Origin of the sequence: Clostridium sp. MCC353 (assembly GCF_018785315.1) — a bacterium.
Lineage (GTDB): Bacteria > Bacillota > Clostridia > Lachnospirales > Lachnospiraceae > CHH4-2.
The window spans coordinates 41,000-54,443 of the sequence record NZ_WQPN01000159.1 but is presented as its reverse complement, the minus strand read 5'-3'; the positions used below and the strand labels follow the sequence as shown (position 1 = coordinate 54,443).

Below are 13,444 nucleotides of genomic sequence, written 5' to 3'. Positions count from 1 at the left end.
TTCATAATTCGTTTCTCCTTTTCTTCTATATGATGTTTTGATTTATTAATAATAGTAATTGTTACTGATATTAATATAAAACAAGTGCAGCCAAATGTCAATACTTTTTCAAAAACTTTTTTACTTTTTGTTATTGCTGGGTAGCAGTCCAGATAGGCCTGCGCATTTACTGTGCGGACCGTACGAAAATATAGTGGTCGCAGGCATCCGGCCCCTCGCCGCAGGCGGATTCAATGAGCTGGATGCGTCTACTCGGCCAAGAATGGGAAAATGATAATATTTATACGAACATATGTTTGCTATTTCGGCTCTGCTGTGTTATAATAAGAACAGAAGTTTTAAGGGTCAAATAATAATAGATAGGAGACAGCCATATGAATCCATATAAAACATGTCCGGAGTATGAAACTGAGAGTTTTAAATTGAGGCTTGTTAAGCGTTCGGATGCGGAAGACTTATTGAGATGCTATTCCAGTCCGGCCGCAGCAAAAAGAGCCAACGGAGATAATTGTACCAGTGATTTTCATTATACAACATTGGAAGAGATGGAGGAGTGTATCGGTTTCTGGCTGAAAGAGTATGAAGAACAGCGTTATGTCCGTTTTTCTGTTATTTCCAAGGGAACGGAGCGCGCCGTCGGCACCCTGGAGATATTCGGCGGAGAAGGGGGAGTTCTGCGGATTGACCTGGCTGACGAATTTGAGACGGAATCTAATATAGAAGAATTAATTAAACTCACTATTTTGAATCTGATCAGCGATTTTAAAGCTGACAGCCTCAACATAAAAGTCTCCAATACTCCCATGAGGGTGAATGTATTGGAACGGTATGGATTTGTGCCGTCAGAAACTTTCCGTCCTGGCATGGGATATTATGAGAGGAGGAAGCAGGCATTTTTTGACGAGAGCAAGGGGCTGGCTTACTGCGGCCTGGCCTGCTGCGTCTGCAGTGGGAATGGGGAGTGCGCCGGATGCAGGAATGCAGGCTGCACGAACAAAGACTGGTGCAAGGCTTTCCGGTGCTGCCGTGAGAAGGGGCTGGCAGGCTGCTGGGAGTGCAGCGAATATCCCTGTGATTACGGGATGTTGAAGAAGCCGCGGATCAGGGTTTTTACGGGTCTGATTAAAGAATACGGGGAAGAAGCGCTGATAGAAGCTTTGAGAAAGGGAGAAGCTGAGGGACGTTTCTATCATTATAAGGAGAAGCTGACCGGAGATTATGACTGGATGGCTGAGGAGGGAGAACCGTTTCTGTGCGGAATATTGAATGTCAGCAACGCAAATGATTGACAGAGAGGGATATCTGGAGTAGAATGGTGATATGGTAATACCTTGTTAGGAGCGTGAATATATGGAAGTTCATCCAATGGTGAAAGCGAATTTGAGCAACTCTGTTAAAAACTATCTTTATCAGTACATAAGGAATGTGGATCTGAAGGGGAATATGAAGCTTCCTTCAGAGAATGAGATTTCCGCTAAATTAGGAGTCAGCAGAGTGACCATCAGGCGGGCTCTGGATGAACTGGAAAAGGAGGGGATGATATTACGGATTCATGGAAGGGGGACCTTCATCAATCCGGAAGCGGTTAAGATCCAGGTTAATTTGATGCCGGGAGAGGAGTTCTGCCGTTTGGTGGAACTTTGCGGCTATCAGGCGTCTTTCCAGGTGATCTCTATGGAGCGGAAAGAGGCGGATGAGGAAACCAGGCAGATTCTGGAGCTGGACCAGGGAGAAGAGATTTATGTGGTAGAGAAGGTCTATATGGCCGATGGTCATCCGGCCATCATCAGCATTGACCGTTTTGCCTGTTCTCTTGTGGGGGACAGCCTGAGTGAAGAGGCGGTAAAGACCACATCAACGTTTGATATTATCCGGCAGTGCGCGGGGAATTTCGTGGTCCGGGATAAGATCAGAATGGAAACCATGGACAGGGAGACGATGTGCCGGTTCGCAAAACCGGGCAGGCTCATGGAGTGCAGCAGCGCCCTTGTATTTCATGGTGTGAACTATAATCAGGAAAACCGGCCCATTATTTATGATACGGAATTTTATGATACCAGATATATCAAGTTCAGTCTGCTGAGAGTTAAGAACGTATATGAGAATTAAACCATGGATATGATGATCCGGCAGCCAGACGCTTTTGCGGAGCAGAGGATGCCGGATCGAAGGAATGGGCCGGAGATAAAAGTAGGAAAGATAAAGGAAGGAAAGATTAAAGTGCGGTGAGGTGCTTTTATTTTTTAAAATTTTAAAAGGTAATACCATATTATCATACTAACAATATTAGGAGGAGAATGAAATGAAACATAAGCTGGATACTTATTTTCATCTTACGGACCGGGGGACGGATCTGAGAACGGAGATATTGGCGGGAACCACCACATTTTTAACCTGTGTTTACATTGTGGCTGTGAATCCGAGTATACTTTCTGCAACGGGGATGGATACGAAAGCGCTTTTCTGGGCGACGGCTCTTGCTTCGGCGATTGCATGTGTCTGGATCGGATTATGGGCGAACCTGCCGTTTGCGCTGGCTCCGGCCATGGGGTTAAATGCATATTTTACCTATTACGTATGCAACACTTTAGGGCTTCCGTGGCAGAATGCGCTGGCGTGTGTGGCGATCTCGGGAGTGACTTTTATGCTGTTGAGCATCATAAAGGTTCAGCAGAAAATCGTGGATGCCATGCCGGACTGCATTAAACATTCGGTAGGCGCCGGCATTGGCTTTTTCATCGCGTTTACAGGTTTGAAACAGGCGGGAATCATCGCGGCATCACCGGATACCCTGCTCACACTGGGGGATCTGGCAAATCCGGGGGCGCTTCTGGCGCTGTTCGGCATCTTTTTGACAGCGGTTTTGGTGATAAAGCGGGTTAAAGGGGCAATTTTAATCGGTATTATGATAATTACGGTGTTGGGGATATTCATAAAGGATCCGGTTACAGGGGCTGCCTATACGGTGCTGCCGGAAAGGATTCTATCTTTTGATAATCCGGTAACGGCTTTGGCCCCAACCTTTGGGAAACTGACGCTGAAAGGGATGTTTGACGGCTCTCCGGCTATGATATTGGGCGTGATTTTCGCCATCATCAGCTTTCTGTTTGTGGATTTGTTCGACAGCATCGGAGTGTTGTTAGGCGTGGCGTCTAAGGCCGGCTTAGTGGATAAAGACGGCAGCATTCCATGCGCTGGAAAAGCGCTGTTCGTGTCAGCAGGCGGCGCGGCCATAGGAGCAGTTTTAGGCACCAACACGGTTACGATCTATGGAGCGGAGAGCGCAACAGGAATCAGTGAAGGCGGAAGAACCGGATTAACAGCCTGCGTCACCGGAATTTTATTTATACTGACCCTGTTTTTATCACCGGTGTTTCTGATGATACCGGCGGTGGCTACAGCGCCTGCACTGGTTATGGTGGGAATTTTTATGATAGAGCCTCTTAGAAATCTTCCGCTGGATGATGTATCCATCGCTCTGCCTGTGTTTATGACGGTCGCATTTATGCCGTTTTCATATAATATCGCTTATGGCATTTTATTCGGACTGATCGGATATACCATTGGACAGATTGCGGCGGGAAAAACAGGGAAGATCACTAAGACGGTGTGGGTACTGACGGCCATATTTGTGATATATCTGGCGCTTGATATCATTTTATAGGAGGAGAGGAAATGAGGACATTTGAAGAGATAAAGAATACGATTGAAACAGGTCTGGGGAAGTATCCGTGTGATTTGAAGCTTTCCAATGTGAAGCTGGTTAATGTATTTTCCGGAGAGATTTATGAAACGGATATTTATATTAAGGATAAAAGGGTCATTTCCATAGATCCGGACGCAGGGCTGGAGGCGGGTCAGGTTCTGGACTGCAGTGGAAAATATGCGCTGCCGGGACTGATTGATGCCCATATGCATTTTGAATCCACCATGCTGTCTCCGGAAGCGCTGGCCTCCGTAGTCGTTCCCCAGGGAACCACTACCCTGTGTGCGGACCTGATGGAAATCGCCAATGTGGCGGGGGCCGACGGGCTCAACGCCATGCTCCAGTCCATGAACCGTCTGCCTTACCGGATGCTGATCGAGGTATCTTCCAGGGTGCCGACCGCTCCGGGACTGGAAACCACCGGGGCTATATTGGGGGCTAAAGAAGTGGCTGAAATTATGGACTGGCCGGAGAGCATAAGCCTTGGCGAGCTGGACCCGTCTAAAATCCTGTTCGTGAGGGAGGAGTATATCCAGAAGATAGCGGATACGCTGGCCAGAAGAAAAATTGTCAACGGCCATGCCATTGGACGCCTGGGACAGCAGCTTAACGTCTACGCTTCTTCCGGTATTTCAGATGACCATGAGTGTGTGTGTGTTCAGGAGATGAAAGAACGGCTGAAGGTGGGCATGAAAGTGCTGATCCGGGAAGGGAGCAGCGAGCGCAACGTGGATGAACTGGTAAAAGGAATTGTAAAAGAACATATGCGCACCGATAATCTCATGTTCTGTACGGATGATAAACATGCCAGGGAGATTCAGACGGAAGGCCACATTAACTACAATGTGAGCCGGGCCATTGAACTTGGAATGGATCCTATGGATGCCATACAGATGGCCACGGTGAATGCGGCAAAGCATTTCCGTCTGGAAGACGAACTGGGAAGCATAACGCCGGGACGGCTGGCGGATATTCTGCTGGTGAATGACATCAGGGAGGTGAAGCCGGAAACCGTAATTTTCGAAGGCAAGATTGTGGCCAGAAATGGAAAACTTCTGGAAGAGTGCCGGGTTGGCGACTATCCGGAGTGGATTAAGCATACGGTCACTTTAAAAAAGGAGATTACACCTGCTTCGTTCCGTGTGAAATCTAAAAGAAAGGGGCTGACCACCAAAGTTCAGGCGATTGATATGATACCAAGACAGATCATCAATAACCGCATGAAAGCGGTTTTGCCGGTAGAAGACGGTTATATTATGCCGGATCTTTCCAGGGATCTGCTCAAACTGGCTGTTGTGGAGAGGTATGGAAAGAATGGAAATGTGGGGATCGGCTTCGTCCATGGCTTTACGCTGACCAAGGGCGCATTGGCCTATTCCATGTCACATGACCATCACAATATCGTGGTGGTTGGAACCAATGACGAAGACATGGCAAATGCCGTCAACGAGGTGGCAAGGCTGAACGGCGGTTTGGCCGTAGCCTGTGACGGACGGATCCAGAACAGCATGGAGCTTCCTGTAGGCGGGCTGATGAGTGAAAAAACAGCTGAAGAGGTGATGGCGCAACTGGATATCCTGAACGAAGATGCGAAAAAGCTGGGATGCGGAATGGACGCGCCGTTTATGTCCCTCAGTTTTATTTCCCTTCCGACCGTACCGGAACTGGGGCTGACTGATCTGGGGCTGGTGGATGTGCTGGAACATAAATTGACGGAATTGGAGATAGACTGAAGGGCTGATGTCCAGACGGAATGATTTTAAACGGATGAGAGGCTGCCGCACCTGTGATTTTATAATCACCGGCGCGGCAGAACTTTTTCTATGATTTTATGAGAGACCTATCAGACATGAAGAAAGGGCTGAAATACTATTTTTAGTATGACGGCCCTTTTTGACATATGATACTTCATCCTCATCATAATTCAGCAGTTCAGACGGCGGGAAAGATCATAAGGAAAGCCGTCTTAAATGTTATATTATATTTGATAAACATATTTGTAAGTGGAAATATCAGACAATATTAGCTATAATATAATAAATGATATTCAACATTCACAGAAGGATGCCTTCCATTTCTAAAAGCGGATACTGCCTGTGGATGTAAAGGATGTGCCCGCGGCAACTCCATGGGAAGAACAGGGCCGTGAGAATGAGCGCATGGGAGGATAAGAGATGGAAAAAAAACTGACGGCAATGCTGGATTCCTTACAGGAAACCGGGATCTGTATTGTGGATAAAGGAGAGAAGACCCTTTTATATTTCAATGGACGGATGAAGGCTGTCTGCCCTGAAGCGGAAATCGGTATGGACTGCGGCATGGTATGGAAGGCGATTGGCGTCAGCGGCTCGTTTCCGGACGGAGAAGGGTATGGCCATACAATCACTTATAATACGGATTTCGGAAAAACAACGGATATCATAACAAATGAGATAATGTGGGGGGACCGGATTCCGGCTGTGGCTGTAATCGCAATACCTCATAAATGCGATTACGAGGAGCGTCAGGATCATGAGCAGATCGAGAGGCTGTATACTTCAAGCCTTGTTACGGTGTTTGATGAATGCATCATTGTCAATTTGACGGGGGATTACTATGTGAACTGTCAAAAGGACATGATGTGGACCGAAATTCCGGGGCAGGGGGAATTTGACCGTGAGAATCGGAGATACGCCGGGCTGACTGTTCATCCCGATGATCTGGAAGCTTTTAACTCTTATTTTTCCAGAGAAGCCATGCTCAGGATTTTCAGTGAAGGAAAAACCCGGATTTGTAAAAGAATGCGGAGGCTGACGGACAACGGCATTTATCATATGGTGGAGTTTACCGCGGCGCGGCTGGATGCGTTTTCAGACGACTGCTGGTGTGTGCTGGTATACCAGGATATTGAGGACGAATACCTGCTGGAGCAGAACCGCAGTTTAGAGATCAGCCAATTGGCTACAGCGGCGAGAGTGGCCTTTCAGATGCTGATTTCCGTAAATTTAACAAAGAATACATATTATATGATGGAATATGAGCGGTTTGATACAAAACGGGCGCCGGAACAGGGGAATTTTGACGATCTGATCCAGGTGGGGGCCGCATCGGTAGATCCCGCTTTCCGGGAAGAATTTCTGGAGAAATTTTCAAGACAGAATCTGCTGGACGCATTTGAAAAAGGAGTGCAGAATGTGGTGATGGAGCTGCGGCAGATGGGGGACGACGGACAATATCATTGGAATTCCACCCAGGTTGTCAGGGTGAACAGCCCCTATACGGACGATGTCCTGCAGATCACCATGACTAAAAATATCGACGAGGAGCGCCGTAAACAGGAGGAAAACCTGGAGAAAGAGAGAAAAGCCAAGGAGATTCTGGAGGAAGCGCTGGAGAAAGCGGAAGCGGCCAGCCGCGCTAAGGGAGAGTTTTTATCCAGGATGAGCCATGATATCAGGACGCCTATGAACGCAGTTATGGGATTTACCGCCCTTGCACGGCTTCATTTGAGGGAGCCGGAGAGACTGGAAGAATATTTAGAAAAGATAGAAATCTCCGGCGCCCATCTATTAGGGCTCATTAATGAAGTGCTGGATGTGAGCAAAATCGAAAGCGGTAAGACGGAGCTGGAGGAACATGAGTTTGATCTTCACAACCTGCTGGAGGATGTGGTTTCCATGGTGCAGCCCGGCATCCGGGACCGGGATCAGAAGCTTTCCGTTGAGATTGAGGAGGAAATCCACTCCCTGGTCCTCGGGGATGAGCAGAAACTGAGACAGGTTCTTGTCAATGTGCTGGAAAATGCCTCCAAATATACAGAGCGGGAGGGCAGTATCAGCCTCAGGCTCTCAGAGCTGGAAGAGGCTGAGAATGAGATGGGCACTTACCGCTTCATCATAGAAGACACGGGAATCGGCATGAAAAAAGAATTTATCAAACACATTTTCGAGCCATTCAGCAGGGCGGACGATTCCAGAACCAGTAAAACGGCGGGAACCGGTCTGGGCCTTACGATTGTCAATAACCTGATCCGCATGATGGGAGGCGAAATCCAGGTAGAAAGCGAATACGGCAGGGGATCCTGTTTCACGATCACTGTTTTTCTGATGAAAACAGACAGTAAGGGGATAGAACGGAAAATAGAGGAAATGGAACCTGCGGAAGATTTCAGCGGTATGCGGATACTCTTGGCAGAGGATAATGAATTGAACCGGCAGATCGCAGAAGAGATGCTTGAAATTCTGGGAACGCAGGTGGAATCAGCGTCAAACGGCAGGGAAGCGGTGGAAATGATATTGATTCACCCTGCTCTGTATTATGACCTTGTATTTATGGATGTACAGATGCCGGTCATGGATGGTTATGAAGCCACAGAGAGGATACGCAGTTCAAAAAAGGAGAGGATCGGGGAGCTTCCGATTATTGCGCTGACAGCCGACGCATTTACTGAGGATGTGAAGAAGACCAAGATGTCCGGTATGAACGGTCATATATCCAAACCCATCGATATGGAAAAACTGAGAAAAACCCTGGCACAGTGCATGTTATGGAAACGGAAGAACCGGAAAGACAGCGGTTTTTATTACAATGAAGAATCACTGAAAAAATAGGTATAACCTGTAGTTATAAAAAATATATAAATTTGGTATAAAATATTTATAAACCAATCATTGACTTCTTTGAGGTGAAGTGATAGATTGTTAACAAAGAAAAATGGTACTGAGAAAATGCAATTCCAGCCGTCTGTGGATGGAATTCGTCTCTGCATCCCGAAAGATGCAGAGATTTTTCTTTTCCCAATGATACCTTTTTCTTGATCTCAATTTTATTACATAAAGGAGTGGCAGTTATGAATGGTTTATCTATGATGATTTTAGCTGTAGTGGTTTTAGGCGGCGCCTATTTGATTTACGGCAGATACTTGGTAAAGAAGTGGGGAATTGACCCTCAAGCGAAGACACCGGCTTTCGAAATGCAGGACGGGGTGGATTATGTTCCTGCGGATACCAATGTGGTGTTCGGACATCAGTTCGCATCCATCGCAGGAGCAGGCCCGATCAACGGACCGATACAGGCTGCGATGTTCGGCTGGCTTCCTGTCATGCTCTGGATTCTTTTAGGCGGCGTGTTCTTCGGTGCGGTTCAGGATTTTTCCGCTATGTATGCGTCTGTTAAGAATAAAGGCCGTTCCATCGGTTACATCATTGAACTCTATATCGGAAAGCTCGGGAAACGGCTGTTTCTTTTGTTTACCTGGCTGTTTTCCATCCTGGTTGTAGCGGCATTTGCCGATATCGTAGCCGGGACCTTTAACGGGTTTGACGCAGAGGGGGCTGCAATCGCTGCCAATGGATCAGTGGCAACTACTTCCCTTTTATTCATTCTGTTTGCCGTTTGTCTGGGATTTTTCCTGAAATACACCAGATGCGGTACGCTGGTGAATACCCTTGTTGCAATCGGGCTTCTGGTAGCTGCGGTAGCTGCAGGTCTGGCCCTTCCTGTTTATATTCCTCAGGGAACCTGGCTGATTTTTGTATTCATCTATGTGATTATTGCGTGTGTAACTCCTGTTTGGGCGCTTTTGCAGCCCCGTGATTATCTGAACAGTTATCTGCTGATCGCAATGATCCTGGGAGCTGTTTTGGGAATCTGTGTATACAATCCTTCCATGAATCTGCCGTCTTTCACATCTTTTACGATTGTGGGCGCAGATGGAAGCATCTCTTACCTGTTCCCGGCATTATTTGTCACCATCGCCTGCGGCGCAGTTTCCGGTTTCCACTCTTTGGTCGCTTCCGGAACCGCTTCCAAACAGATTAAAAATGAAAAGAATATGCTGCCGGTTTCTTTCGGCGCCATGCTTTTGGAGAGCCTTTTAGCGATTACAGCCCTGATTGCCGCCGGTTTTGTAGCAACCAGTGAGGGCCTTCCGAAAGGGACTCCTCCCCAGTTGTTTGCCAAGGCAATTTCTATATTTTTAACCAGCCTGGGGCTTCCGGAAAGCGTATGTTATACATTGATTACGCTTTCCATCTCAGCATTTGCGCTGACCAGCCTGGATTCCGTAGCCCGTGTGGGCAGAATTGCTTTCCAGGAATTTTTTACGGATGACAGCATAGCGCCGGAGCAGGCGGGCCCGCTGAATAAATTGCTCACGAACAAATATTTTGCGACCATATTAACCCTGATCCTCTGCTATGCGCTTTCACGTGCCGGTTATGCCAGCATCTGGCCATTGTTCGGTTCAGCCAACCAGCTTTTGTCAGCCCTTGCGCTCATCGCCTGTGCCGTATTCTTAAAGAAGACCAAACGCCAGGGCTTCATGCTTTGGGGGCCAATGGTGATCATGCTTGGGGTGACATTTACCGCATTGACCCTGAAAATCAAAGATCTGGTAACTGCTTTGTCGGGACAGTTTGTGTTCGGCAATGCGCTGCAGCTGGTATTTGCTGTCCTTCTTTTGATCTTAGGCGTGATTGTGGCATTTGAAGGAATCCGCAAGCTGGTGAGCAAAGAAGAGGCTGCCGCATAGGGAGATGGAATGTCTGGGAGATTTAGATGATGCTGACCGCGTCACCTGAATTAACTACCAGCTCACCTTCTTTATCCCTCAGCTTTTCCCACCATCCGCCTGGGAAATGATCCAGTTCCACACCTTCTTCATCAATCAGTTTCCGGCGTATTAACTTACCGTCAATTTCACGGGGTTTTACGCCGGAAATTTTTGCTGTATGGACGGCTACGGCTGCGGCCTGCCCGGTGCCCATGGCCGGTCCAATGATGCGCATGGCTCCGTTGGCATGGAACTCAGCGGAGCAGCAGCGTCCTACGACTAAGAGATTGTCAATTCCTTTTGGAATCAGGCTCCGGTAAGGAATTTCGCAGTAATCCCGCGGATTGGAACGGGCTTCTACTCCGGCCGGACGTCCGAAGGGATGCATGGCGGCGCTGCAGCAGGCTTCCCTGCATACGGCGGAACCGCTGGGAGCCGGGATATGGATATGGCGCTGGAACACGGCTTCCGGGTTGGTTGGATGGTGGGTGTCGAACATTTCCGGAAAACGTGCGATTCCATCTTCAAATTTGGTTCCACAGGCCACGTCTGAGGCCTTCAGCATATATTCGCCGAAAATCCGCCGGGAATCCCTGACGCCCGGCAGCGAACCCTGGCCGATCAGATGTACCTGTTCAAATCCCGGCACATAGTTTCTGAGAAAATGTTCATATTGGTTGATTAAATTGTGCTGTTCTAATATCTGGCGGGTAATATCCTCCACATCCGTGTTATGGGTATAATAACTGTGGAATGAAAATGTGCAGAATTCCATATGTTCCCGGGTGGTATTGGGAATCTGCACCTGGAAAATCCCTTTCCATGGATTTGCCACATGGCGGGATAATTCTCCGGCTTCTATGGCCTTTTCTTCCAGGCTGAAAATCAGGGGTTTCACTTTTTTTGGATCTGTTCCGTTCCCGATCTGTTCTTCTTTCCATTTTTCATCTGCCAGTTCATACGCGGGAGCGTTATAGCCTGCCCATCGTGTTCCCATGGTAGTGGACATATTCAGTCCGGCAAAATCAGCGCCGCCTGTCTGGTAAGGAACTCCGGCCAGATAAGCCACGTCAGCATCGCCGGTGGCGTCAATAAAGTATGGGGCATGGACTGCCATCCAGCCGCCTTTGGTATAAAACACAGCGGATTTAATGGATTCTCCATCCAGTTCTACATCCATGCAAGTGGCATCGTAAATGATCCGGCCGCCGTTTTCCATCACCATTTGTTCCAGGATAAACTTGGAAAATTCCGGATCAAAGGTCGGGTTATGGTCATCGTCGCCGCTTTTTCTCATGAGATATCCATTTTTTTCAAGCCGTTCTACAAAATCTTTACAGTTTCCCTCTATCATTCCGGCAACCTGGGGCACATATCCATTGGTGGCGAGTCCGCCAAGGCTGACGCCTTTATCCAAAAGAATGGTCTGGAGCCCTCTTTTTGACGCCGTTACAGCGGCAGAACATCCACCGGCCCCTCCTCCAATAATTGCAACGTCACAGTAAAGATGTTTTATAATAGTCTGCATAGTTAATCCTCCTGTCATTGATAAGATAATTCCATGAATAAAAAATAATTAAAAAAAGAAAAGACATAGGCAATCCCACCTACGTCCTTATCTTATCAAAGGGACAAATACGAAACAAATCAAAAATGATAGTTATGTTTCCATTTTGGAAATGATCAATCGGCCGGATGAGTTTCCAGCCATTTTTTAAGACTGTTTATAAATTTATTCAGGGCTGTTGAACGGTTGTTTTTCAGGTAATAAACAACGGTTGTGAATGTATAGTATTCTTTGGTCAGAGGCAAAACTTTCACCCCTGGATACGTGAAATCCGGGCGGTGCATGAGAGGCGCGATTCCCTGCCCGGATGCCACCATATTGAAAACGATGGTATTGCGCATTTCGGAGATGAATTTGATGTCCGGCTGGAAGTTTTCACTGCGGCAGGCATTGATAAAGCACTGGATTTTATCATCTTCTTCCATGCTTTCACGAAAACAGCGGAAAAAGAACTTTTCATTCTTTAAGTCCGAAAGGTCTACTCTGTTGTCCCTGATGGCAGGGTGATGTTCGGATATGGCGATCATGAGGTGCTTTTTTTCCAGTGGAATAATCCCCAGTTTGTCCTCCGGAAGGAGATTCGATAAGTAAATGGAATGCTTTAAATATTCTGCGTAATCATCCAGGATGTTCTCCGAAGCCATGTTGAAAGCAGCATCAATTCTGCCCGTGCTCAACATGCTAATGGCTGCCTTCTGATCGGCAAAGATCTGGTGAAGCTGTACTTCAGGATAGCAGCGGCAGTAATCGCTGATCCACCTGTCTTCCCCAAGGGTGCTGAAGCCATTGGGACAGGATACAATAAAAGAATTGTCCTGGTCATTGAGTACAGAAGAGACGTGCAGGTTTAACCGGTTATAGGCGTCTGCAATCCGCCTTAAATAAGGGATTACAGAACTTCCCGCTTTTGTGAGCGTAACTTTAGAACGTGCCTTCCGCTCGAATATCTTAATCCCCAGTTCATTTTCCACTGCAAAAACCTGTTTGGATACGCTGGAAGGTGAAAAATTGACTTTCCAGGCAGCGTCCGAAAAGCTTAAAGTTTCCGCCACTGCTAAAACCGTTTCAATTTGCTTTAAATCCATATGAATTCCCCCGCTTCTAACCTAATACAAAGATAACACTGACGGGGGAGCTTGACAAGGAAAAATCTTTATTTCATTGATTGGCCAAAGTAACGCCATGAATCCTGGGAATGGGGACGGGCGGGGGCGGAGGCCTGCTTGGATGGTTGGCGCCGGGCGGAGCGGAATCCGTTGGCGATGAAAACCGGCTTCCAACCGTAAGTGAAACTAAGGCTCCAGGGATAAAAAAAGACGGTCCGATGCCCATTCACGGTAAACTCTTTATGGGACTTTACCGTTCAGTGGGCATCTCAGAAACTGATTTGGTTTTCAGTTTCTGCCCGTCTTTTTTCATCCCTGGAGCCTAACTTTCACTAACGGTTTCCAGACGGCTTTCATCGCCAACGGATTCCGCTCCGCCCGGCGCCAACCATCCAAGCAGGCCTCTGCCCCCGCCCGTCCCCATTCCCAGGATTCATGGCTGTGTACTGGTCTGATAAAGGATAAATAAAGATTTTACGTAACTGACGTGGGGATTAACAGTAAAAGGTCAAGGCATTTTTGAAAATGCTTTC

General features: G+C 47.5%; 9 protein-coding genes. 7 read left to right on the top strand and 2 right to left on the bottom strand.

All coding sequences use genetic code 11. The annotated features are described in order from the left end of the window. The first annotated feature begins 374 nt into the window (after nucleotides 1-374). From GPL15_RS24060 to GPL15_RS24035, 6 genes are all read left to right on the top strand, one after another. Nucleotides 375-1,289, top strand: coding sequence for a DUF3795 domain-containing protein (locus tag GPL15_RS24060; protein WP_215701224.1), 915 nt, complete (start codon nucleotides 375-377; stop codon nucleotides 1,287-1,289). A gap of 61 nt (nucleotides 1,290-1,350) precedes the next feature. Beyond that, entirely contained in the window at nucleotides 1,351-2,109 is a 759-nt protein-coding gene (locus GPL15_RS24055) for a GntR family transcriptional regulator (protein ID WP_215701223.1), read from the top strand. 193 nt (nucleotides 2,110-2,302) lie between these two features. Continuing rightward, nucleotides 2,303-3,664 carry an NCS2 family permease gene (locus tag GPL15_RS24050; RefSeq protein ID WP_215701222.1) on the top strand — a complete coding sequence of 454 codons (1,362 nt, stop codon included), beginning with the start codon at nucleotides 2,303-2,305 and terminating at the stop codon, nucleotides 3,662-3,664. Nucleotides 3,665-3,675: 11 nt separating this feature from the next. Next, complete coding sequence (gene ade, locus GPL15_RS24045) at nucleotides 3,676-5,439, top strand: adenine deaminase (protein WP_215701221.1); 1,764 nt, start codon at nucleotides 3,676-3,678, stop codon at nucleotides 5,437-5,439. Nucleotides 5,440-5,880: 441 nt separating this feature from the next. Continuing rightward, complete coding sequence (locus GPL15_RS24040; protein WP_215701220.1) at nucleotides 5,881-8,295, top strand: ATP-binding protein; 2,415 nt, start codon at nucleotides 5,881-5,883, stop codon at nucleotides 8,293-8,295. 239 nt (nucleotides 8,296-8,534) lie between these two features. Then, the gene (locus tag GPL15_RS24035) at nucleotides 8,535-10,217 is read left to right on the top strand and encodes a carbon starvation protein A (protein WP_215701219.1); all 1,683 of its coding nucleotides are present in this window, start codon (nucleotides 8,535-8,537) and stop codon (nucleotides 10,215-10,217) included. Nucleotides 10,218-10,239: 22 nt separating this feature from the next. Here the strand turns inward: GPL15_RS24035 and GPL15_RS24030 are convergent, their stop codons facing one another. Next, nucleotides 10,240-11,766 (bottom strand): FAD-dependent oxidoreductase, encoded by a 1,527-nt coding sequence (locus GPL15_RS24030; protein WP_215701218.1) that lies wholly within the window; start codon nucleotides 11,764-11,766, stop codon nucleotides 10,240-10,242. Between the two features lie 155 nt (nucleotides 11,767-11,921). Next, nucleotides 11,922-12,890 (bottom strand): LysR family transcriptional regulator, encoded by a 969-nt coding sequence (locus GPL15_RS24025; protein ID WP_215701217.1) that lies wholly within the window; start codon nucleotides 12,888-12,890, stop codon nucleotides 11,922-11,924. Between the two features lie 110 nt (nucleotides 12,891-13,000). Between GPL15_RS24025 and GPL15_RS24020 the strand changes: the two genes are divergently transcribed. Next, the gene (locus GPL15_RS24020) at nucleotides 13,001-13,237 is read left to right on the top strand and encodes a hypothetical protein (RefSeq protein WP_215701216.1); all 237 of its coding nucleotides are present in this window, start codon (nucleotides 13,001-13,003) and stop codon (nucleotides 13,235-13,237) included. Nucleotides 13,238-13,444 lie beyond the last annotated feature (207 nt).

What these genes read in the sequence shown, in the direction of transcription:
- GPL15_RS24060 (WP_215701224.1), top strand. Translation starts at nt 375, where the DNA reads ATGAATCCATATAAAACATGTCCGGAGTATGAAACTGAGAGTTTTAAA.
- GPL15_RS24055 (WP_215701223.1), top strand. Translation starts at nt 1,351, where the DNA reads ATGGAAGTTCATCCAATGGTGAAAGCGAATTTGAGCAACTCTGTTAAA.
- GPL15_RS24050 (WP_215701222.1), top strand. Translation starts at nt 2,303, where the DNA reads ATGAAACATAAGCTGGATACTTATTTTCATCTTACGGACCGGGGGACG.
- ade (WP_215701221.1), top strand. Translation starts at nt 3,676, where the DNA reads ATGAGGACATTTGAAGAGATAAAGAATACGATTGAAACAGGTCTGGGG.
- GPL15_RS24040 (WP_215701220.1), top strand. Translation starts at nt 5,881, where the DNA reads ATGGAAAAAAAACTGACGGCAATGCTGGATTCCTTACAGGAAACCGGG.
- GPL15_RS24035 (WP_215701219.1), top strand. Translation starts at nt 8,535, where the DNA reads ATGAATGGTTTATCTATGATGATTTTAGCTGTAGTGGTTTTAGGCGGC.
- GPL15_RS24030 (WP_215701218.1), bottom strand. Translation starts at nt 11,766, where the DNA reads ATGCAGACTATTATAAAACATCTTTACTGTGACGTTGCAATTATTGGA.
- GPL15_RS24025 (WP_215701217.1), bottom strand. Translation starts at nt 12,890, where the DNA reads ATGGATTTAAAGCAAATTGAAACGGTTTTAGCAGTGGCGGAAACTTTA.
- GPL15_RS24020 (WP_215701216.1), top strand. Translation starts at nt 13,001, where the DNA reads ATGGGGACGGGCGGGGGCGGAGGCCTGCTTGGATGGTTGGCGCCGGGC.